Source organism: Tenacibaculum profundicola, assembly GCF_057220795.1.
This window is the reverse complement of the sequence record NZ_CM170137.1, coordinates 1,352,162-1,375,275: the sequence shown is the minus strand read 5'-3', so window position 1 is coordinate 1,375,275 and position 23,114 is coordinate 1,352,162. Positions and strand designations below refer to the sequence as shown.

Below are 23,114 nucleotides of genomic sequence, written 5' to 3'. Positions count from 1 at the left end.
AAAAAATTACCTTTAAAAAAGAAGTCGAAGAAAGAAGTCATAGTTTTATTTTAAGTATTTATTTTTAAGTTGATTACCAGATTTTAAAATCTATCGTGCCGTCATTGTCATAACTCCTAACGAAGCCATGTTTACCGCCATCAATAGTAAAACCTTTAGAGGAAGACTTTCCTTTAAATCCGTCATTACAGTTAACTTCAATAGCATAGTGCTTTATTTTTCCGTTGTCATAAAAGGTAGATTCAGAGAAATCGATATCAATATTTTTACGTTTTTTAAACCAACTAGTTAGTTTTACTAACTCGTTTTTGGTAGTTTCTTTGGTGATGGTAAGCTCTGCTTTGATATCGTTAATGGTACTGTCAAATAAAAAGCTAATTTCATCATCATTATCCGAATCTCCATCATCATGAGTCTGGTTGTTTTTTGATTCATTTTCATTATCGCAATCAATACAGTCAAGACCTCTCGATGTCATTTTAAAATGGTGGTTGGCCATATTTCTATCGTATATATTGTCAATATTATCGATATCGTATAAAAAATTTCGAGAAGACCCTTCAAAATAAATGGTAGTTCCTTCAGGAATAAATATGGTGATGGTAACTTCTTCATTTTTCCACATATTTTGAAAATCACTTAAAAAGAAAGCATCAAAAACAATGATGTTGTTATTGGATCTAAAGTTATATTGAATAGCATCGGCATTTTTATTTGCTTTAGTGCGCTTTCTTCCTTCTGAGGTTTTCTTTACTTGAATATATGCATTGCCAGTTTCACTTTTGGTTACATCAATATGTACATCATTAGAGTACTTCATATCCTTATTATCAGCTTCAACAGTTATAGCATTATTTCTATTGCGTAGATTGTGCAGGTAATAAAGATTATCATCATTTACGACTCTAATTTTTAAAGGACTTTCTTGATTGTAAACAATACTGTGTTTATCAACATTTGTTCCATTATAAGCTCTAGAAGTTTCAAAATCGATAGCAGAAAAGACAACCCCTAAAAGAGCGACTAACCAAAGTCCTAATAAGGTTAAGCCGGCAAATGTGCTTAGTTTTTTTACATTTGGAGATATAATTCGCAAGCCTAAAATAAACAGTACAACAAAAGGAATACCGATGAGAACAAAAAAGAGCATCCCTAGTAACCATTTTGGTAAAATGGAATCATAAAAGAAGGGCGGGTACTGCGTAATCTCATTATCAAAACTTAATATTTCAAAACTTCCTATAGAAAATGTGGCTATTAATAAAGAAACAAGAGTAACTCCCGCAATAAATATTAAAAGAACGCCCATGAATTTCCCGAGAACTTTAAATACGGCTAATAAAATTTTACCCATAGTATCTATAAAGTCTTGAATTCCTGATTTCGTTTGCGTACGCAATTTGTCGTAATCAGCGCTAGAAATTTTGTCGGAAAGTTCATGGGCACCATCTTTTATTTTAGTTGATAAGCTTTCAAACTCGTTACGAATTTTTTTTTCAATGTTATCGATATTTACAGCTTCACCTTCCATTTGTAGTTTTTCGGAAGTAGTTTTGGCTTCAGGTAGTAAAACCCAGAGAATGATGTATACCAAAGGAGAGAAGCCGCTGGCCAATAATATAATAAAAGCTAATCTAATCCAAATAGTATCAACACCGATAAAATGCCCTAATCCGGCACATACACCGCCTAAAAATTTATCATCTCCATCTCTAAATAATTTTTTAGAGTTACTTCTTTTACGTTTTGTATAAGAAGTATCGTCATTGTATATTTCTTCGGTTTCTGCATAATCTTCTGGTTGTCCCATGATTGCAATGATTTCTTCAATATCGCCTTCATTTACCACTTGACGGGCATCGGTAATTCTTTCAGATAAAAGTTCACTAATACGAGCTTCAATATCTGCAATTATTTCATCTTTTCCTTGCGGGTCGTTACTTAGAGAACGAGAAACAGCTTCTAAATAACGCTTTAATTTTTGATAAGCAGTTTCATCTATGTGGAAAAAGAATCCGCCTAAATTTATGTTGATTGTCTTATTCATGATTAGTTTATTTTGTACTTGTTACTTGGTTTACTGCATTTACTAAATTATTCCATGTTTTATCTAGTTCTTTTAAAAACAATTGACCATTTTCCGTTAGAACATAATACTTTCTTGGAGGGCCAGAGGTTGATTCTTCCCATCTATAGCTTAATAAGCCTGCGTTTTTTAATCGTGTGAGTAATGGGTAAATGGTACCTTCAACCACAATCATTTCTGCATTTTTTAAGGTTGAAAGAATTTCTGAAGTGTATGCATCTCCATTTTGTAGAATAGATAAGATACAGTATTCTAACACACCTTTACGCATTTGAGCTTTTGTGTTTTCTATCTTCATTGAGCGTGGTTTAAGTGGTTATTTTATAAAATTTATAGTGAAAGGATACTTATAGTTTTCTCCTTTGTTTGCTTTCATAGCGGCAATAATAACAAGAGCTATTTTAATTAAACTTACAATACTTACTAAAGAGGCGATTCCTAGAAAACTAAAAAAACCTCCAAAAGAACGGTGACCTCCAAAATCGATATTGATTCCATTAAAAACATCTAAAATGTTACCAAAAAAGAAAGAGAAGAAAGAAGCACTTAATATAAAAATATACAAGCCAAAGCTAATATTAAAATTGACAGCTTCTTTTCCATGTTCATCTAAAAAAACACTCTTATCTTTTAACGTTTGCCATATAATAAGTGGTGTTATAATACTTCCTAAAGGAAATAAATATCCTGTAAAAGCGGATATATGTATTAAAAAAGCATTGGTGTTGTCGTTGTTATGTTGCATAAATAAATAGAGTTATATAATACCTTACAATGCAAATATATATCTTTTAGATAGTATTATGTAATACATAGTACTATAATTAACATTTTTTTAACAATTAAAACAATATACATTATTGCTTAAAATGTTGTAAATTGCCCATAAACACTAACTAAATGAAGTTCACACCACTAAAGATTAATACGTTTTTATTTTTCAAACTTCCATCGGCTTTTTTAACTGGAATAAGAGTAAAATCAATTTCAGAAGACTGTTCAAGTGTCTTTGTTAAGTACAAATGGATAAATAAAAACCCTTTTAAATCAATGTTTTGGGCTGTTCAAGGAATGGCTTCAGAGTTGTCAACCGGAATATTAGTAATGAAGGCAATAAGTGATTCAGGTAAAAATTTATCTATGCTGGTCACTAATATGAACGCTGTTTTTACTAAAAAAGCCATAGGGAAAATTCGATTTGAATGTAATGATGGAGAAATGATAAGAATAGCTATTAATAAGGCTATTGAAACAGGAGAAGGGCAAACGGTCCTTGTGAAGTCTGAAGGTATAAACGAAGAAGGAGTTTCGGTGTCTAGGTTTGAATACGAATGGAGTTTAAAGGTGAAGTCGTAACAAAATAGGATTGTTTGAGTCTAATAAAAAAAAACTAATTAATATGAATGCACACGAAATTGATTATTGCATATATGGTGAAGAAATGCAATACGTCGAAATTGAGTTAGACCCACAAGAAGGTGTAGTTGCCGAGAGCGGTAGTTTTATGATGATGGATACCGATGTAAATATGAATACCATTTTAGGAGATGGTTCCAATCAAGAGAAAGGTCTTTTAGGGAAGATTTTTTCTGCCGGAAAAAGAATCCTTACGGGTGAGAATTTATTTATGACAGTGTTTACAAATATTGGTCATGGTAAAAAACAAGTGTCTTTTGCTTCGCCCTACCCAGGGAAAATTATACCCATTGACTTAACCGAGTTTGGAGGCAAGTTTGTTTGTCAGAAGGATGCTTTTTTATGTGCTGCAAAAGGAGTCTCAATCGGAATAGAGTTTTCTAAAAAAATTGGTAGAGGATTGTTTGGAGGAGAAGGGTTCATTATGCAAAAAATGGAAGGAGATGGAATGGGGTTTATACACGCTGGTGGAACGATGGCGAAAAAAGTACTGCAACCTGGAGAAGTTTTAAAAGTTGATACAGGTTGTATCGTTGGATTTACGCAAGACATTGATTATGACGTCGAATTTGTAGGTGGAATTAAAAACACCATATTTGGAGGCGAGGGGCTGTTTTTTGCTTCTTTGCGCGGACCTGGAACGGTCTATATCCAATCATTACCCTTTAGTAGGTTAGCGGGTAGAGTTTTGTCGATGGCACCTCAAACAGGAAGAGGTGATAGAGGAGAGGGAAGTATTTTAGGTGGAATTGGAGATCTTTTGGATGGAGATAATCGATTTTAAACAAATGGTTTTCATTAATAGAACATAAAAAAAATCCGCAAATTTGCGGATTTTTTTTATGTTCTATATATTTTCTACAATCTAGAAAGAGTGAGTGTTAGATCCCTAATTCATCCAACATATTTATTAATTTTTGCCCATCTGATGGTCTAGGAGCATTTCGACTGACGATATTACCATCAGGATCAACCATTATAAATCTCGGTAATCCTTTTATGGCAAATTTCTTTATAAAGTCAGATCCAAAAGACTTATCTGCAAATAGTTGAACTCCACCCATTTCTTTTTCCTCAATTGTTTTTTTCCATTTATCCTTAGCGTTAAGATTGTCTACACTAATACTAACAAATTCAATATTTTTATCGTGATATTGTAATTCAAGTCTTTTTAATAATGGGGTCTCACGTTTACAGAACCCACACCAAGTAGCCCAAACATCAATATATAAATACTTCCCTTTATTTAATAAATCATCTATGGAGGTACTTTCTCCATCGTAGTTCTCATAATTATCAAATTTAGGGCAAGGTTTACCTTTTGCTGTTAATTTTAAAGAATTGTATATATCAGCAATTCTATCTTTATGGGTTTTATTAGTAGAGTATGCCATGAATTTTTTATAGTACTCTTCTAGGTCATCAGCATAGGTAATGCCGTTTTTACCCGTTTCATGAAATAATAGATCGTTCTTAATTAAAGTGTCAGTGATTTCGGTTTGAATCGTTTCTAAATAAGTCAGATAAAAATTATCGTTTTCCGTCGTTTTTTTATTTACTTTTTTCTTTAATTCATCAATTAAAATAGTTCTGTAATATTCAAAATTAACGTAGTCATTGGCATTGTTGAAATTTATTTCATCTAAAATTGAAGGGAAATTTTCCGAAACAACAAACTCTTTATCTCCACTTAACACAGGGTAGTAAGTAGGATAATAATTTAAATCTCTTAAATATTCATATTCGATGTTCTTTATTTCTTTTTTTAAGAAAGATTCGGGCAGTTTACTATCTATAGCTAAGTCTGTTAAATAGTTTTTGTAGTTTTCAACTTTTTCCAAGAAACTATCTTCTTCATGAGCTAACAATTCTCTAAGATTACCAAATTCAGTTTTGAAAACTTCGGATTTCTTAATGAAATAATTATTGATAGCTGCATTTGCTCCCTGAAATATAATATTGTCAGGATTTTTATAATCAAGTATCACTTTTAGATCATCGGTTTTTGTCAAGTAAACCTTAAACTTCCTTTTGTAAAATGTAAGGGTGTAATACCCGTCCTTGTCAATTTTTAAAGTATCGACAAATGTTTTTGTTTTTTTATCGAATTTGATTTTTTTTTCAAAACGAAAGCTCTCCAATTTGACATCTCTTTTTTTAAAGTTGTCAATAGAACCAGAAATAACTAAATAATCTTTAATCGGCTCTTTTTTACATGAAAGCATAATACCTCCTATGAGGGCCAAAAGTACTAATTTTTTCATTCTTGTGTATTTAAGTAAATGTAGTGTTCAGAAGCCGAAAGTACTTTATTTCGTCATTTTTTCAAAGAAATAAACCAAATATTTCAGGTCTACCCTACAATTAACGTTCTTTTCGGGTTTTTTTAGATACTAAAAAGAAATATTTTCACGATAAAGAGAAGAAGTAGGCGTAACAGATTAGGGGGCAAAAAACAAAAACTGAAGTTAATACTTCAGTTTTTACTTTCTTTTTCAATAACAATTATCCCCTCAAGATTTTCTTAATAAATAGTAGATGTTTTTTCATATTGAAAATATTTAATTGTTGAGATTCTTGATTACAAGAATTATGCCGAAATTTTGTATTTTTAAATGTAAAAATGATTGCTGTGCTTTTTTTGGGGGAGTTGGATATGTTGTGTAAAAGAAGTTATGCCTATATTTTATGGGCTCTATATAGGTAAATAAGGCTGCGTGATTTGTGTCAAAAAAAATGGGAGCTTCATAAAAGCTCCCATACTATGTACTTAAAAACCCTTCTTACAAATTAATAAGTTAAATAGTATGACAAAAGTCGGTATAAAAATGGTAATTACCTATGCGTAAAATACCTAGGATTGCCTTAGGGATTTTACGTATAGGTTATACGTAATAACCATTAACTAGATCATATTATTTTTCTACTTGGTACTGTAGTAAAGTGAAATGATACAAGGCTTAAAAACTAGATTAATAAAAATTGTGATACTGGTTAGTATAAAAATTAATTAGATATTTTATTGAAATGATGCGTGTTGTACATGAAAGTGTTTACAACGGCAATGAGCAAATTTTTTAACTATATTGTAATTGTCTTCTTAGGATGAATTGTGATATATTTGACCAAAAGCCAGTGAAAGAATGAATAAACTTAAGGAAAAATGATAAATTTAGGTTTGATCTTTTTGCAAATAAGTAGAATGGAATTAAAAATTCCTACTCGTATTTGAGTAGGAATTTTCCCCTTGAAATATTAAGCTGTCCGAAATATAGATTTCAAACTTACTGCAATTTAAAACAAATCTATATCACTGGCAATAAGGGATACCCCTAGACACAATCTAATGGTTTTTATCGTGTTAAATGAATGTTAACCATGAGTGTGTTATTGCTGGAACTTCTGTTAAAGAGTACTATTGTTTCAGTAAGAAAATGGTTGGTTTATTTTAAATAAACTTAAATTCCTTAGGGCTATTGACCATTTTTTCATAGTAATATCTATCTATAGTTAATGGTTCTTTTAGATTAGGGAATTTGATTTCGTATTGATTACCATAACTCTTTATGAATTTAACGATGGTAAGTTTAGGTTTCATGATAATTAACATTTGATATGCTAAAGTTAACAAGCTTTTTAGGTTAAATGTTGATAATTATTTAAAATCAAAAAAATTGTCGATGAAATAATAAGAAACTAAGTTTAACTGTGTTTTATATGGTTAACCATAGTTCCATAAGCTTACGTATTAAAAAAGTATTCTTTTTTCAAAGAATACTTTTCTATTCAAACTAACTAAACAATGTAAATAAGCTTTTATGCTCAGTATAAATTTACTTTATGTATGAACAAATAATACAGTAAAAAGGTAAAAGGTAGAAAAAGTGAGGTTTATTGACTCTAAACCTGCGATCAGTGTTTTTGTATATCTTTCGGAAAGAGTATTGATTGGTATATACCATCAGCATCCTGTGAATAATTGTAAATAAAAAGCTCACAAAGTTAATGATAAGGGGGGTGTCACTGGGGGGAACTTTGGAAGCTTGTTATTTTTGAGACACAAAAAATAATAAAGGTCACATATTTCAAGAATTAGAATAAATAAATAGTTTAGAGGAATGATCAAAAATGTGTCTGATAAATAGTTTAAAATGAGTTTGTAGGGGGTGTTTTAAAGTTGTTATTGGGGCAATAAAAAAAACCGTCCAAAAGATTGAACGGGAAAATTGCTATGAAAAAGAACTTAAGACGTCTCTTAAGCGATGACAGATATAAATTAAATAAGTGCAGTAAGAAAATGAAATATAAAAAATAAAATAAATTGATATTTTGAGATAAAAACTAACTGCGCTTATTTAAAACAAATAGAATGAAAGACTGAAAAAAAATAAGGTAACGCAGTTAGCTATACACTAATGTTTGTAAAAATTATGGTGTAAAAATAACACATAAATACATTTAAAGAAATAAGTGGAGGCCCTGAAACTTATATCAGGGAAAACCATTAAAACAACGATGCCAGAAGTGTATGTTTTGTTTTTAAGGTGTTGTTATATAGTGCTTTGACTTGTTTTTGGGTTTTGTTTACCAATATAATATTTTGTCAAATAGATGTAAGATTAAGAGTATTGAAAGAAGAAAGGAGCTTTTAAAAGCTCCTTTCAAAACGAACAATTAATTTATTTAATTTGATTCAAATTAAAATAAACAATACGCATATGTGTTTGGAAACAATTAATTCTATAAGTCACATTTAGAAATTGTGGCATAAGCTACAATGGCATTTTTGATGTTAATTTAAGAGGCATAATCATTAATTCCATTTACCATTTTCTTTTACAGTAAATTCAAGCTATAACTGGTATAAGGTAAAGGTCGATCTATAGATGATAGTATTTTAATTTTGACTGCAAGGAAATGGTTGTGTAACTTTAGTTAAGAATCGGTATAACTAGTAAATATTATTTTTTTTCTTGTATAGAGAATTAGTAAGGTTTAATAATTGACTTATAAAGTACTTATTAAAAATAAATTTACGGTATGTTAGGGAGATATAAAAAGATAGCTCCTGTGAAGGAGCTATCTTAAAGTATAATAAAATTATTTTAAATGCAGAAAAAAGTAAATTAATCGTTATTTCTTGTGCTTTTTTCTTCAAACGTCAAATAGACATGATAAAGGTAATTATTTTTAGACACTATAAAACAGGAAAAATCCTGAGATCAAGTTTCGATAAAATAAAAAGAAGCATTCCTTTCAGAATACTTCTTTTCTCCAAACTATTTACTACAAATGAAAAATCGAGTTTAAAACTATATCGGAAAGATATTTTAATAAAGGGAAATAAAAATAAGAATTAGATGAGGTGAGTGTTCGTTGGGATAGATGGTATGATACTGCCTTTAAAATGAGAAAAATAAGATAATCTTTTTAAATAGATCAATATTTTGATATGAGTAATGAAGTATTGTAAAAAATAGAAAGAGGAAAGGCCAACTCTTAGTAAGAAAACCTATCCTCTCAAAAATGTCTTTATATCTTAAAGAAGAATAACTCTTGATTTTGTTACAAAGGGTATATATTAAATAGTAGTAGAAAGTGAATTAAGCGAGTTATGTTTTAATGAAATTCAATTTTGATCGTATAGAGAAAAATGAATAGGAGTGCCTTGATGCTAATAATGAAATATCGTAAAAATAGAAAGAGGAAAGGCCAACTTCTAGTAAGAAAACCTATCCTCTCAAAAATGTCTTTATATCTTAAAGAAGAGTAACTCTTGATTTTGTTACAAAGGGTATATATTAAATAGTAGTAGAAAGTGAATTAAGTTAGCCATAGTTTTAACAAGATATAGTAAAATGAATTGTATTAACTAGTTGTACTAAATTATTAGGGAGACATTAAAACAACGTATAAAAATGTGTGAAAATAATCTATTGGGTTGCTTTTACTTTTTTACACTAAATAATATTAAAATATGAAAAAGACAGATTATATCGTGGGAGTAACAGATTTGTTTTCATGATTTTAGAATGTGCCAGACTGCGCAAAAATGATTGCGTTCACATTAATTTTTATATTAATGTGATCCATTGATGATTTCATTGATTGGATCAACGGTTGGTCACAGATTTAGCAGGATAAAAGTTCAACAATTAGATAACGGTAAAAGAGTACATATTGGATTAGCTATGGTTCGATTTATAATAAAGGTAGCTCTGGGGAGGGTGTCCTTTTTTACAGTTTCAACAAATGAAAATAAACAAGCGATTCACGATTGGATAGTAAATTCGGTTGTGGTTTATGATGATTAAATGAATCATATATTGAATAAAAAGATATGAAATAAAAAGAAGCTCCCTAAAGAGCTTCTTTATCCACATAACGTTATAAGCCCCCCAACTTATAATAATGCAATGCAAACATAGGGCGTTATTTGAGATTAAAAATAAGAAAGGAATAGATATCTCTTATTCCTAAATAAGGAATTAATATTGAGAATGTTAGGGGGTGTGCATATGAAAATTAAAGATATTGTCTCAGAGGTAATATGTATATAAGAAAGAAACAGAAAAGGTAAAAAAGGATTGAATTATTTTTTATCTTGTATAGTTTGCCTTTTAAAGGTTTTTCTTTTTTCATATAATGTGAGTTCAACGTAATTTCACGTTACATCTTTTTGAAAACCTGCTAGTCAATTCGAAAAAACGTAGTATTATGCAGTTTTTGTGTTAGTATCTTCATGCGAAACGATTGCTTTAGCCTGCAAAAGAATTCGTAATGATTTGTTTTATTGATTTTTTAGTTGTTTTATATCGAAGTCAGCTTTGTAAGAAGCATACTGTAATTAACGTATTAATTCCGAAAGCTCGATAAAGAAATCTATCGGTAAGCTTATAAGGGGAAATTCACGTACGGTTTGATGAGGCGGCACTGATAGCTAGTTTGTTTTTGTATATTTGGTAAAACAAGTAACACAAAAGCATAGAGATGGTTATTAGGCTCTATTTTACGTTGAAATCAAGAAATATACACAAATAATTGGAAGTCAAGATAGAAATTATTGAAACCATAGGTAAGATTGTTGTTTTTATAATGATACTTCTTTTTGTTTTTCTTTTTACAGTTAAAACAAAAAATAAACAATCCAACAGGCTTTTTGGCATTTATTTACTGGTCATCGCATTTGACTTAATTGGTTTTTTTACAAACCAGACTTCAAAGTATCCGATTATCCAAAGCATAAAAGTTTCTTCTAGTCTACTACAATTACCTTTATTTTATCTATACGTATTATCAGCCTGCTACTCCAATTTTCAGATTAAAAAAACACACATACTTCATTTCATATTATTTATATTATTTCTTATTATTTTCAATATAACAAACCTCTCAAGTCAAAGCTTATTTCTTTATGAAGTAGTTGGAGAGGTACAATACATAATTTATATTGTCGCTATATTTATCGTTTTAGAAAAATATAAAACTGTATATCTTGAAAATTATTCAAATGCAAATTATGCTATTTATAAATGGTTATTTCAGATAACAACTTTCTCTTGTATAGCGCATTGCTTTGTAATTATAAGATGGTATATGTCTAATTCTATGCTTCAAGAGTATGTTTTAAATATAAACATCTTAATAAGTTTTTCTGTTTTATCGATAACTGTATTTTTTGTTCTGAAAGCGTTATACCAACCTGCGCTTTTTACAGGTATAGATATAGAGTTAAATCCAGTAAAATCATTTCTTGAAAAGAAAACCACTAAAACTAATACCCAAATAAATAAAGCTGAAAATGAATATCTAGAAAAACTAACTTTAGTAATGGAAAAGGAAAAGCCTTATTTGGATTTTGGGTTAACATTACAAAAATTAGCTCTTCAAGCCGATATTCCAGAAAAAGAATTATCACTATTAATCAATCATCATTTAAAGAAACATTTTTTTGACTTCATTAATGAGTATAGAATAAATGATGCAAAAACACTACTACAAGACCCTACCAAAAGAGAACTTACTGTTTTAGAAATCTTGTATATGGTTGGTTTTAATTCTAAATCTTCTTTTTATACAGCGTTTAAGAAAGTAACAGGGCAAACACCTACAGGGTACAGGAAATCCAATAGTTAACTTTAGTTCGACTTTAACTCGAACTCATTATTTAGTGTAAAATCAGTCCTACTTTCTTTATTCGGACTTTTATACCATTGAAATGATTCAAATTTGGATAAAATAAAAAATAATACAACAATGAATTATATTTTAAAGATCGTAAGCATCATTATAATCTTATTATTATCGCAATCAATTTGTGGACAATCTGAAACTCTAGATAAAAAAACAATTAGAAAAATCGACTCTGTATTTAACGCTCATCATCAACAAGGTCAAACGGGGTCTATTATATCTATTATTCAAAATGGAAAAACGGTTTACAGCAATCAAAAAGGTTTAGCCAATATAGAGCACCAAGTTCCAATAACTAGTTCTACTGTTTTTAACATCGCATCTGTTTCTAAGCAATTCACAACTTTTGTTGCATTGATGTTAGAAGACGAAGGAAAACTCTCTTTCAATGATGATATAAGATTATACTTAACAGAGCTTAAAGATTTACCCAATAAAATAACAATTAAGCAACTTACTAATCATACTCACGGTTTGCCTAATCCAGATGAATTAGCGCAGCTAAAAGGTGTTGAAACTATGAATCATAAACAAGTGCTAAAAATGTTATTAAACATAAATCAAATGAATTTTGAAACTGGCGATAAACTTGAATACAACAATACAGGATTTATATTATTATCAGAAATTATTGAACGAGTAGGAAAAAAGCCATTTAAGAAACAGCTACAAGAAAAAATATTCACCCCTTTAGCAATGAATAACACAAAAGCTGTTGGTTATAATGATGATGTTATTAAAAATAAAGCGTATTCCTATAAGAACTGGGCTGATACCTATATTAATTTTCCTGTCAGACTTGCAACTATGGGTTCTTCAGGTATATATACAACCATAAATGATTTAGGTTTATGGGCAAAAAATTACCAAAACATAACTGTAGGCAAACCTGAGTTTCGTGAAAAAATGCAGGAGAGAACTATTCTTAATTCTGGAAAAAAGACAAACTACGGTTTAGGACTACAGGTTGATAGTTACAAGGGCATTGATGTTGTATTTCACGGAGGTGGTACTGAAAGTTATCGCTCGTATATACTTCACGCTCCAAAGCACCGATTATCATTACTTTTTTTATCAAATAAAGGAGGTATGTTAGGCATAGATGTTATGTATAAGTCATTGGAAATTATTTTAAAAGAAACGATACAAGAGAAGAAAGTAAACAAGGTGCTAAACAATAAAGTACTAAAGAAATTTGCGGGAACTTATGAAGTATTTCCTGGTACCTATTGGACATTTATTGAAGAAAAAGGGAACTTGTATTTTCAGGAGTTTGGAGCAACAGGTAAAACCTTACTTCCAAGGCTTGATAAAAACGTATTTAATTTTCCATCTATCTCACATTCCAAGTTTGTATTTTATGATGATAGCGTTGATTTTCATATTGCTGATATGACTTATAACTCTAGAAGAGTCGTTATAGATATACCAAAATCACAGGATATAAATTTAAATGATTTCACTGGGATATTTATAAATAAAGAATACAATACCTTCTATGAATTGGTAATAAAGGACGATAAATTAACGGCTATACATAATAGTATAGATTATGATATACAACTACACCTTATTACAAAAAATAGCTTTTATTCGAAAGAACCCTTCTTTGGAAAAATTGATTTCATGTGTGATTTAGACGAGGATATTATTGGATTTAAATTATCTGGACAAAACTTAAACAATATAATTTTTTTAAAAATTATATAAAGCAAAACTTTTTAAATTATACTATGCACACAAACTTATACCAGTTATTGTTTGAATTTACTGTAAAAGAAAATAATAATTTTTTCTAATGTAGAAAAAAGGACGTTTCAGTACGGGAATTTTAATTTGTAAATAGAATTACTGTGTGCACTAGTTATGAAAAAGCAGCGTTTTTACGTAGATTCGCCTTAATTGGAATTTAATGAAAATCACAAACAAAAAATATAAAAACCTAAATTTAGCAAGCGAAGAAGAGCGTGGAGAAATTTTTATGATTGACTTCATTATTTCTTCACTAATTGGAATTGCAGTAGCCTTTCTGACGTATAAAAATTTTACTTTGACAATTATAATTTACTTACTTGTTAGATTTGTCTATTATTTTAGTTTTGAATTTTTATTTAGTAGAACGCCAGGGAAATACCAAACTTGTACAATGGTTGTTGATGAAAATGGAGAAAAACCAACGGTATTACAGCTTATCAAGAGAAATTTTGGTCGATTTATTAGCCTAACGTCTGGTATTAGTGACAGTGAAAGAGCTATTCATGATAATCTTTCAAATACTTTTGTAATAAGGGATGCGCAACTATGGCGAATTGAGTTTAAACAACCACTAATTTTGATTTTCAATGTCAGTTTGCTTGGGTATTGGATCTATTTTTTCATTACCAAACCTGAATTAAAAATAATGGACATTATTTCATTAAGTATTTTGGCTTTGGCATTTGTTTTTGGATTAATATTCGGAATAAAAGGAATTAAAAATTCAGCTAAAAGAGGGTAAAAATGTATTAAAAACGAATTTCACATAAAACAAATAACAAATAACAAATAACAAGTAACAAATAACAAATAACAAATAACAAGTAACAAGTAACAAGTAAAGTAGTAAAAATAAAAAACAGTAAGTAGTATGAAATGGTTATATGATAATTGGTGTAAATCGACTATATTTTTGGCAATTTACTTGCTCGTACTTTTAATCATTTACGTTTTAAAAAGTGATGTTGCCTTATTTCTTATTTGGTTACAAACAGTCGTATATCTTTTACATCAATTTGAAGAATATATTTTACCAGGAGGGTTTGTAGAATTTTTTAACACAAAACTATTAGGGTCAAAAAAGGGCGATTTCCCTTTAGATAAAAAAGCGTCATTTTGGATTAATATTCCTATCATTTTTATTGGGTTTCCTCTTTCAGCAATTTTAGCGAACTATATTGATATTTCAATAGGAATATGGACGGCCTATTTTTCAATTATTAATGCCATCTCGCACGTTGGAATGTATTTTAAATTTAGATATAATCCAGGGCTTGTGGTCAGCCTGTTTTTAAATATTCCTATAGGTGTATATACGATCTATTATTTTGCCGCTAACAATATAGCTTCTTTAAGTGTGAACTTAATAAGTTTAGCTATCGGACTTCTAGTGCAAGCGACACTTATGATTTATGGCTTTGGTGTATTAAAGCCTAAAGTCAAAAAAGTAAATTAAATTTGTTGTTAATAACTAACAATATGTTTCTTCTAGACTGGTTCATAATAGTATGGGGTACTGATAAGTTAGTTAAATATGTATATTTGATAAATAAAGAAAAGAAGGAGCTATCAGGTTATACGCTACGCAATAATTAAAATTAAAACCAGAAATAGAGTGACAAAAATAAAAAGTCTATTCATCTTAACGCTCTTTATTATTTGTTGTTCTTGCAAAGAGAAAAATCCAAATAAAAAACTAAGTTCAAATGGATTTTGGGAACAAGTTGGTTATGAAAATATTATTGAGCTGAACGACACTATTATAGGTGTTTACAATATTTCAAAGCAAGATTGTTATTTGTCTTTTAAAGAACATATTTTGAATTTTGGAAAAGTTAAAAACTATTCAAAAGACACATTGAGAATTCAACATGGTATTAATGAATGGATATTTACTAAATTAAAGAGATTGCCTAGCCTTTGCACAGCATCAAAAGATTTAGAAAAAGACCCAAAACATAACTTTCAAGTATTTTGGGAAACTTTCAACGAACATTATGCATCATTCAATGTTAAAGGAATTGATTGGTTTCAGGTTTATAAAAAATAAGACAATAAATAAACGAATCGGCATCGGAAAAAAGTGTGTATTGAAAACCGGGGTACTGCAAATAACGAATGACCTTGTAGTTAATTAAAAGAAAACAACAAATGAAACAAAGCATAACATACTATATCACATTATTTATAATAAAATTAAAAGGCGTAAAAAAAGATTTTAGTAAAGACCCAATAGATTTCAAAAAAATAAGAAGAGAAGACATTCACTATCCTAAGGGGATGTTTTTTAGACAAAAAGAAGTGAGAAATTTTAAGATATCCAATACTTTAATAACGGAAGTAAAACGAAATCGAACTTCCGATAGGTTGTTAATATTCATTCATGGAGGTGCTTTCATTTCTGGGCCAGCAAAACATCATTGGGATACAGTAAAGGAAATTGCTAAACAAACTAATCATACCATTTGGATGTGTGATTACCCAAAAGCACCTGAAAATAAGATTTCGAAAATATCGGAGAATATAGATTTGGTATACAAGGCAGCTTTAGAAAAATACCAACCGAAACAAATTACCCTTATCGGTGATTCAGTTGGGGGAACCTTAGTAACGGCTCTCATTCAAAGATTAATTCAACGAAATATAGAATTACCCGTTAAAATCATCCTTATTTCTCCTGTAATGGATGCTACGATGTCCAATCCTACAATAAGTAAAATTGATATAACAGACCCTATGCTGTCTAAACTAGGAGTACTTAGTGCAAAGAAAATGTGTGCTGAAAACGATGATTTGAAAAATAGAATGATTTCACCAATAAATGGAAGTTTCGACAAATTCCCAGCCACCATGTTATTTTTAGCTGAAAGGGATATTACGTATCCTGATCAACAACTGGTAGTAGAAAAGTTAAGTAAGACTACCACCAATGTTGAGGTAATTATAGGAAAAAACATGCCGCATATTTGGCCTTTTCTTCCAGTTATGAAGGAAGCAAAAACAGCGTTAAAAGAAGTAGTAAACAGATTAAATAGCGAGCAATAACCAATTTACAGTGGTTCTTATAATACAGTTTGAGTAGATTGTATACAAATTATACATTTCACACCAGTACCTTGTACATGGTATAAGGTTTCAGATTAAAAAGGAGGGAGGTTGTTCTATAACAGAATTATTCTGATGGAGCTACTACGGGTTCAGTGATCCAACACCTTTTAATTGGTTTTTTAGTTAATGGATCTATTTCCCATTTGCATACTTCAAAGAGTACAGGCTTTTCCTTTAAAAGTTCAAGAATAGCTTTAGGTACAACTAAATCTGTATTAAAATCTCTAGTTTGATCTTGATGTTTTTTATTCATAATAATAAATTTAAAAGTTAAAACACTACTGATTACTTAAGAGTACTGCAAAATACAACAAGTCCAATAGCAAGAAGAAGGAGTTGTACTCATTTTTACAGAGGTAAATCACTGAATAAAAAATAGTGTTTTACCTGTTGAATCATGTTTGTGATTGGTACATGAACGGAACATATACGATCAACCTGACTTCGATTTATTTTTCTTCCGCAGAAGCCTTATAAATAGCGAGGCAGGATCTAATGTTATTTTATTATTTGAAATTAGGGTAATTTTGATTTGTAAATAGTTTTAGGTAGATGAGATATGCTCCCGAAGGAGCATATCTATTAATGATTGTTAATAAGCTCTGAGATAAAGCTATATAAACGTCAAACAAACAGCCTAAAATTAAAATAGTATAACTATAAATCAAAGAGGAAAACCCCTAAAATAAACTTAGCAAGAAGTTATAGTTACGAACACTTTTATACCTCAATAGTGACGCATACTGTCATCTATGAACTGAAAAAATAATAATGATAATAACTTAAAGAAGTAAATAAAATTTAACTGCGCATTTCAGAGATGCAGAATGAAAAAATATATTGAAACACGCAGTTAATGATTAACTATTATACTTGTTGATAATGTTAAATCTATTATATAAAATGTTAAATCTAACTACTACAAATCTAAATATTAAATAGTAAAAACAAACAGGAAAAACCCTGAAAAAATACTGATTTTAAGTGTTTTAAAAGATGTGAAGTGCAGTTTGTTGTAATTTATTAATAGCTATTATTGCCTACTTTTAATTGAATACACTAACCTGTTTAAGTTTTTTAGTGCTGTTTTTCAGTGTGTTATGTGTGTTGATGAAAGTAAAAGCTAGCATAGAAACTTCTACCTACCGAGTAAATGATACTAAGTTCAACCATTCCATAATGTTATAAAAAAAATCGAAAAAGTAAATAATTACAATAAAAATAAGAGTTTCTTTGGTTTTAGTATTGTTACGATGAACTTAACGTTTGATAATTGAAACGAATACACACCATTTCTCATATTAATTTATTGATCGTGCTTGTTTATGATATATGCCAATCTATAGGTGCTCGTATTTAAATACTTGCTTTTCTCTATTAGTTTCAGGCTATCATGCCGATGGTTATTTGAAATCTTTTAATGAGCGAAGCCAAATTAATCGGTAACTTAGAATTCCAATCGGTATGAGGCATGAACATAGCTAACAGGAAATGGTTGTGTAACTTTAACTAAGAATCGGTATGATAGATTTTCTATGGTATAATTCAGGTTAAATACAGATGTGAGTGCAAGGGAATAATTTCTGTTTTTACCATAGTGCTATTGAGCTATATAATGTATTTGGTATTTATAGAATAAGTAGAACAAGAGAGAAAATAGTACTCATAGTTTATTATATTTTGTGTTGTGTTTGAAAAACAGGCGCTTATGTTTTTTAGAATAAAAAATATACTTACATTTGTCTTAGGAGAATTTTTAGACACAACCTACTGTGTTGTTCTTATTTCTAACGTTAGAGAAGAGTTTGGGAAATAAGTTTCGTTCTTGTGCAGGTATTGTACTACTCTAATAAAATTTAAAAATTTTATTAGGATGACCTCAAAAGCACCAGTTAAATTATCACTACCACAAATTTCGAAAAATGGATTTCGCTTAGATTTAATTGCGAAAATTAAGCAATGTATTATTGAGCCGTTAGTAAACAAATTGATAATTCTTGGAATAGCTAAATTACTATTTAAGAAGTCTATAGATAGAATTCATAGTAAATATAAGCACATTTTAAAAACTTCTTGTTGGGTAATAAAATCCCCTTCCGGTCTAATGATGCTCCCAGGCAGAGGGAAATGTCTAATCGTAGTTTGCGGTTGTTTACTAAGGATAAAATTGGAGGACTAATAAATTAATCATCAAATACATAATGTCGAAAAATAGATCATCGGCTATATTTAATAACTATAAATTACAATAATATGAACATCAGAATTTTTGATTTAGAGCGTATTCAATCTTTATATGAAAATACGGTACCCGTTAACCTCACAGAAAGCGGATTTCATCCATATACATTGGAAGAATTGCTTTCAGAAGAACAATTAAAAATGCTAACATCTACAGTACTTGGTTATGGGCAAACAAACGGTTCCATTCCTTTACGTCAAACCATTTCTAATTTATATCCAGGTTGTAATGAAGATAATGTATTAGTTACCAACGGGTCTGCAGAAGCTAACTTTATTGCTTGCCATACTTTGTTAGAACCAGGAGATGAGGTAGTAATGATGGTTCCTAACTATATGCAAATTTGGGGAATTGTTGAAGAAATGGGATGTACACCAAAGAAGTTTCATCTAAAAGAAGAGGACGCATGGAAACCAGATTTAGAAGAACTGCAATCTATGATGAGTTCAAAAACTAAAATGATAGCCCTGTGCAATCCAAACAACCCAACAGGTTATGTACTCACGAATGACGAAATGAAAGCCATAGTTGAGATTGCTAAAAAATACGATGCTTGGATTTATTGCGATGAAGTATATAAAGGAGCAGATCTAGATGGTGTTGAGAAACCAAGTTTTTATGGTATGTATGACAAAGTACTTGTAAACGGAGGACTTTCCAAAGCTTATGCGCTTCCAGGCTTACGATTAGGGTGGTTAACTGGTCCGAAAGAAATTATTGCTGATACTTGGGCGTACCATGATTATACCTCTATAACAGCGGGTATTTTAAGTCATAAAATTGGTGAAATAGTTTTACAGCCAGAAATGAGACAATCAATATTGTCACGTAATATTAAAATGCTTAATGAGAATCTAAAAGCCACTATAGATTGGGCGGCGCAATATGGAGATCTTATTGAGTTTACACCACCAAAAGCTGGAGGTATGGTGTTTTTAAAATATAAATTCCCAATAAACTCCACTGAATTATCCGATTGGTTACGTAAAGAAAAAGGTGTTTTTATTTTGGCTGGTGATGTATATGGGATGGATCATCATTTCAGAATAGGTATTGGTGCTGAAAAGAAAGACTTGTTAAGAGGTTACGCAATACTAACGGAAGCACTAAAAGAACGATTTGACATTTAATATTAATCCGTAGTCGTTAACTATATAATTTAAAAATGAGTACCCGTGGTATTTAGGGGGTTTTCTTTGGAGAATTTGTATGTTCTTGCTCAGGGATTACTTACCATTTTACCACGGCAAAAGTTTGTCCGTGTGACGATACTCCTTATACCAGTTATTGTTTGAATTTACTGTAAATTCAAATGGTAAATGGTAGTTATTGATACAATAAAGAGGGGATTTTTAATTGAGAATAGAATTGCTATTACTAGTTTTTTGAAAGCTCAATCATTTCCTGCAGTAATTCATCAGGAGGTAAATTTTTGGTTAGCTTATCCAGTTTAGATTTTTCTCTATTGTATTCTAGAAAAACACTTGAAATCAGGTGTTTTAACGCTTCAATTTTTGTAATGTGATACTCAATAGCCGAAATATTTTGAAATCTGCGCCATTGATCACTATTTAAATGGGGTACTCCCATATTCTTTAGAACTTGGGCGAAATAGTTAAGATACATATACTAGGGTAAGGTTTAGACCTTAAATTACCGAAAATTTAATCGTATATGAAAATTGTAAATCGTAAAAAGTATTAATAGAATCCAACCACCCATTTCACTTCAAAATTGATATGCGTTTTTAACCAGAGCTATACAATAGAACTACCTCATGAGAGAGGTAAGCAGCCTAAAATAAAATGCTTTCTCAATTTTAGCATAGCATCATTACGGTTAAATGTACAAGTACAACGAAATGGTAGTGTAACTTTACTAAGAATCGGTATAATAGATTTTCTATTGCATAATTCGGGTTTAATGAATTACTCCGTATAGTTTTGTTTTATGGAGCCCCTCCTTTTGTATAAAGTAGTCGGAAGTAATATGAATTCTTCAAAACTAGATGCAAGGTGCTTTGTGTATACTGATAGTTTATAAAAATAAAAAACCAACTGCGTTTATTTAAAATACGATGGTGAAAAGAAATGCTTAAATAAAGTGACGCAGTTAGTTATTTACTAAATGTTTGTGCACTGTAAATGTAAAGGATAATTAAGTTAAATGAAATGCGTAGAAACCCTAGCAGTTCCACTAGGGAAAACCATTAAAGTAATAGATAGTGTAAAAACTAACTACGCTAATTAAATAGTATACAGATAATGTTATTTAAACGGATCATAGCGTAGTTAGAAATTTAATGTTACGAATTAAAGTAAAAAAAAAGGAAAGTTGAAAAAAGTTAGATAAAACAACAGATTTACAGAAATAGTTAAATAATTAATTACAGCTTGTGAGTACAGTAAATCCCATTTGTAATTTCAGGCTGTTAATGGAATGATGTAAAAAATCTTGTTTTATTATATAGTATTTAAGTAGTTGAAGATTAGCTTGAAAAGCTAACTGCGCTTATTTAAAATAGGATGGTGAAAGGATAAGTTTAAATGGAGTAGCGCAGCTAGGTCTTCACTAAATATCTGTATGCTACAAATATAGTAGATTACTAACTTATATAAAATAGGTAGAAACCCTATAATTGATATCAGGGAAAACCATTAGAGGAGGAGTAAATGAGAAAAAATATAATGATACCATTTATGATTTTTTTTTGTAAAAGATTTCGTTTTAGTTTACAAAAAGTCTGTTTTGGTTCGTTTACTACGAGATAAAACGAAAAGAGACCCGAGAAAGTAAGGGCGAACCTTACCTTTAGTAAGGCTTGCCCTTACCTATGTTAATTTTTAAAGCTATAACTTTGATAATGAATAAATTAGAAAAATTATAAACTATTTCAATACTATTTATGCTTTTTATAGCTTCATAGTTTAGCCCCCAATAAGTTCGGAGTGTTCTTTTAAATTTCAAACTAATATATTTGAGATATGAAATACAAGAAATGGAGTTTAGCTTCTGATTTTAATGTTGTTTCTGAGGTAAAACCGTTTGAATTTAAGGCAAATGAATCAGTTATTTACCTTCCGATCTCATTACAATATTATATACTGGATAAAATTTATTTAGATGGAGGAGTTCAATTGGGATATGTAATAAATGGTCAAGCAATACTCGAGTATAGTTTTGACCCTGATCCGATTAATGAACTTGATTCTCATGGTAGAATCACTTTAGGTTTTAATTTGGGGACCGGATATAATTTGATTGAAAAGTTAAGAATTAATGCAAGGTATTTTCATGGCTTTATAGAGATGAAAAATAATCTTCAACATTCTGTTTTTAGTGTAGGACTTGAATATACATTATAGATAAATTATTTGTATAAAAACCGTTTTTCAAAAATAACACGCTTACTACAAGACACCTTAATTAAGATGTTTTTTTATGTCCAAGATTTAAGGAAATGAATTAAAAAAAAAATGTGGTGGTTTACACACTTGATACCATACCAGCGAAACTGTTTTTTAAGATAGATGAAATAGGAAATTTAGGTTTACTGAGTAATAATAAGTTATCTGAGGATGAACTCCAAGAGATTTGGCAACCTATACAAGCCTATTATCAAAAACAGAGAGGGGAAACGAAAAGGGATAATAAGCTTTTGTTGTATAAAAAAATACAGAGTTTAAGCAGTCGGTTTACAGCGATTAAAAATGCAATTTCTTCGCTAAAGGTAAAACGAGATCAGGAGGTAGAAGCCTGCCTGATGAGTATAGAATTACAAAACAGATTAACCCTAAGTTTGACAAGTTAGCGCACTTCTTTTGGGGGGTTTTGTACGTTGTTTTCGGGAGTGTCTTACTAATCATTTTACCATGTATTATTGTTGCGGGGCTAAAAGAATATTGGGATAGTAAAGGAAATGGAAAAGCGGAATTTTTAGATTTCGTTTTCACAGTTATTCCAAGCTTGGTTTTTTTAATTTTAATGTTGATGCTGTGAGAATTTTTTTTATTTATTTAGGAACTATAATTATCATATTTTTATGTTTCTGGAATGTAGGTTTTTTAAAATTTGCTAAACAAAGGGTAATTATTGATAGTGTTTTGGTAATAAAAGAAATACCTGCTAAAAGCGGTAGTTTTAAAGTAGCTAAACCGAAAGAAAAAATAATAACTAAGTATAAATATATTTCCAACGATCAGAAGTATAAAGAACTAATAGCACAGCTTGAAAAGAAATACAACCAAAAAGCCGACAGTATTGCAATTTTACGTGACTTTTACAGGCTAGACAAATAAATGAATATGAAGAGGT

Annotated in this window: 20 protein-coding genes; 13 read left to right on the top strand and 7 right to left on the bottom strand. The window is 30.0% G+C overall.

Annotation, left to right across the window (positions count from 1 at the left end; all coding sequences use genetic code 11):
• Window positions 1-73: 73 nt before the first annotated feature.
• The 3 genes from AC2TDS_RS06005 to AC2TDS_RS05995 are packed head-to-tail and all read right to left on the bottom strand — an operon-like array spanning window position 74 to window position 2,831.
• On the bottom strand, window positions 74-2,047 hold the full coding sequence (locus tag AC2TDS_RS06005; RefSeq protein WP_484738211.1) for a PspC domain-containing protein: 1,974 nt from the start codon (window positions 2,045-2,047) through the stop codon (window positions 74-76).
• 7 nt (window positions 2,048-2,054) lie between these two features.
• Window positions 2,055-2,384 (bottom strand): PadR family transcriptional regulator, encoded by a 330-nt coding sequence (locus tag AC2TDS_RS06000; RefSeq protein WP_484738210.1) that lies wholly within the window; start codon window positions 2,382-2,384, stop codon window positions 2,055-2,057.
• A gap of 18 nt (window positions 2,385-2,402) precedes the next feature.
• A complete protein-coding gene (locus AC2TDS_RS05995; RefSeq protein WP_484738209.1) occupies window positions 2,403-2,831 on the bottom strand; it encodes a DUF4870 domain-containing protein in 429 nt (142 codons plus the stop codon).
• 155 nt (window positions 2,832-2,986) lie between these two features.
• On the opposite strand from AC2TDS_RS05995, the gene AC2TDS_RS05990 reads away from it, so the two are divergent.
• Together AC2TDS_RS05990 and AC2TDS_RS05985 are read left to right on the top strand one after the other, a co-directional pair.
• Window positions 2,987-3,442, top strand: coding sequence for a DUF4442 domain-containing protein (locus tag AC2TDS_RS05990; protein ID WP_484738208.1), 456 nt, complete (start codon window positions 2,987-2,989; stop codon window positions 3,440-3,442).
• Window positions 3,443-3,485: 43 nt separating this feature from the next.
• The gene (locus AC2TDS_RS05985; RefSeq protein WP_484738207.1) at window positions 3,486-4,286 is read left to right on the top strand and encodes a TIGR00266 family protein; all 801 of its coding nucleotides are present in this window, start codon (window positions 3,486-3,488) and stop codon (window positions 4,284-4,286) included.
• Window positions 4,287-4,383: 97 nt separating this feature from the next.
• On the opposite strand, the gene AC2TDS_RS05980 is transcribed toward AC2TDS_RS05985, so the two are convergent.
• Window positions 4,384-5,766 (bottom strand): TlpA family protein disulfide reductase, encoded by a 1,383-nt coding sequence (locus AC2TDS_RS05980; protein WP_484738206.1) that lies wholly within the window; start codon window positions 5,764-5,766, stop codon window positions 4,384-4,386.
• A 1,184-nt stretch (window positions 5,767-6,950) separates the two neighbouring features.
• The gene (locus tag AC2TDS_RS05975; RefSeq protein ID WP_484738205.1) at window positions 6,951-7,100 is read right to left on the bottom strand and encodes a hypothetical protein; all 150 of its coding nucleotides are present in this window, start codon (window positions 7,098-7,100) and stop codon (window positions 6,951-6,953) included.
• Window positions 7,101-9,597: 2,497 nt separating this feature from the next.
• Between AC2TDS_RS05975 and AC2TDS_RS05970 the strand changes: the two genes are divergently transcribed.
• From AC2TDS_RS05970 to AC2TDS_RS05940, 7 genes are all read left to right on the top strand, one after another.
• Window positions 9,598-9,816, top strand: a complete 219-nt coding sequence (locus tag AC2TDS_RS05970) for an RDD family protein (protein ID WP_484738204.1) — start codon at window positions 9,598-9,600, stop codon at window positions 9,814-9,816.
• Window positions 9,817-11,098: 1,282 nt separating this feature from the next.
• A complete protein-coding gene (locus AC2TDS_RS05965) occupies window positions 11,099-11,638 on the top strand; it encodes a helix-turn-helix domain-containing protein (protein ID WP_484738203.1) in 540 nt (179 codons plus the stop codon).
• A 120-nt stretch (window positions 11,639-11,758) separates the two neighbouring features.
• Window positions 11,759-13,405: a serine hydrolase domain-containing protein gene (locus AC2TDS_RS05960; RefSeq protein WP_484738202.1), complete on the top strand. Its 1,647-nt coding sequence runs from the start codon at window positions 11,759-11,761 to the stop codon at window positions 13,403-13,405.
• A gap of 202 nt (window positions 13,406-13,607) precedes the next feature.
• Window positions 13,608-14,192 (top strand): RDD family protein, encoded by a 585-nt coding sequence (locus tag AC2TDS_RS05955; protein ID WP_484738201.1) that lies wholly within the window; start codon window positions 13,608-13,610, stop codon window positions 14,190-14,192.
• Between the two features lie 129 nt (window positions 14,193-14,321).
• A complete protein-coding gene (locus AC2TDS_RS05950; RefSeq protein WP_484738200.1) occupies window positions 14,322-14,906 on the top strand; it encodes an HXXEE domain-containing protein in 585 nt (194 codons plus the stop codon).
• A gap of 159 nt (window positions 14,907-15,065) precedes the next feature.
• Window positions 15,066-15,500: a hypothetical protein gene (locus tag AC2TDS_RS05945; RefSeq protein ID WP_484738199.1), complete on the top strand. Its 435-nt coding sequence runs from the start codon at window positions 15,066-15,068 to the stop codon at window positions 15,498-15,500.
• A 101-nt stretch (window positions 15,501-15,601) separates the two neighbouring features.
• Window positions 15,602-16,495 (top strand): alpha/beta hydrolase fold domain-containing protein, encoded by an 894-nt coding sequence (locus AC2TDS_RS05940; protein WP_484738198.1) that lies wholly within the window; start codon window positions 15,602-15,604, stop codon window positions 16,493-16,495.
• Between the two features lie 127 nt (window positions 16,496-16,622).
• Here AC2TDS_RS05940 and AC2TDS_RS05935 read toward each other — a convergent pair whose 3' ends face one another.
• Window positions 16,623-16,811 carry a hypothetical protein gene (locus AC2TDS_RS05935; protein ID WP_484738197.1) on the bottom strand — a complete coding sequence of 63 codons (189 nt, stop codon included), beginning with the start codon at window positions 16,809-16,811 and terminating at the stop codon, window positions 16,623-16,625.
• A 2,000-nt stretch (window positions 16,812-18,811) separates the two neighbouring features.
• On the opposite strand from AC2TDS_RS05935, the gene AC2TDS_RS05930 reads away from it, so the two are divergent.
• Entirely contained in the window at window positions 18,812-19,930 is a 1,119-nt protein-coding gene (locus tag AC2TDS_RS05930; RefSeq protein ID WP_484738196.1) for an aminotransferase class I/II-fold pyridoxal phosphate-dependent enzyme, read from the top strand.
• A 247-nt stretch (window positions 19,931-20,177) separates the two neighbouring features.
• Here the strand turns inward: AC2TDS_RS05930 and AC2TDS_RS05925 are convergent, their stop codons facing one another.
• Complete coding sequence (locus AC2TDS_RS05925) at window positions 20,178-20,390, bottom strand: hypothetical protein (protein ID WP_484738195.1); 213 nt, start codon at window positions 20,388-20,390, stop codon at window positions 20,178-20,180.
• Between the two features lie 1,394 nt (window positions 20,391-21,784).
• Between AC2TDS_RS05925 and AC2TDS_RS05920 the strand changes: the two genes are divergently transcribed.
• The 3 genes from AC2TDS_RS05920 (at window position 21,785) to AC2TDS_RS05910 (ending at window position 23,098) form a co-directional block, all read left to right on the top strand.
• Entirely contained in the window at window positions 21,785-22,165 is a 381-nt protein-coding gene (locus AC2TDS_RS05920) for an outer membrane beta-barrel protein (RefSeq protein ID WP_484738194.1), read from the top strand.
• A gap of 116 nt (window positions 22,166-22,281) precedes the next feature.
• The gene (locus tag AC2TDS_RS05915; RefSeq protein WP_484738193.1) at window positions 22,282-22,611 is read left to right on the top strand and encodes a hypothetical protein; all 330 of its coding nucleotides are present in this window, start codon (window positions 22,282-22,284) and stop codon (window positions 22,609-22,611) included.
• A gap of 184 nt (window positions 22,612-22,795) precedes the next feature.
• Entirely contained in the window at window positions 22,796-23,098 is a 303-nt protein-coding gene (locus AC2TDS_RS05910) for a hypothetical protein (RefSeq protein ID WP_484738192.1), read from the top strand.
• The last annotated feature ends 16 nt before the right edge of the window (window positions 23,099-23,114 follow it).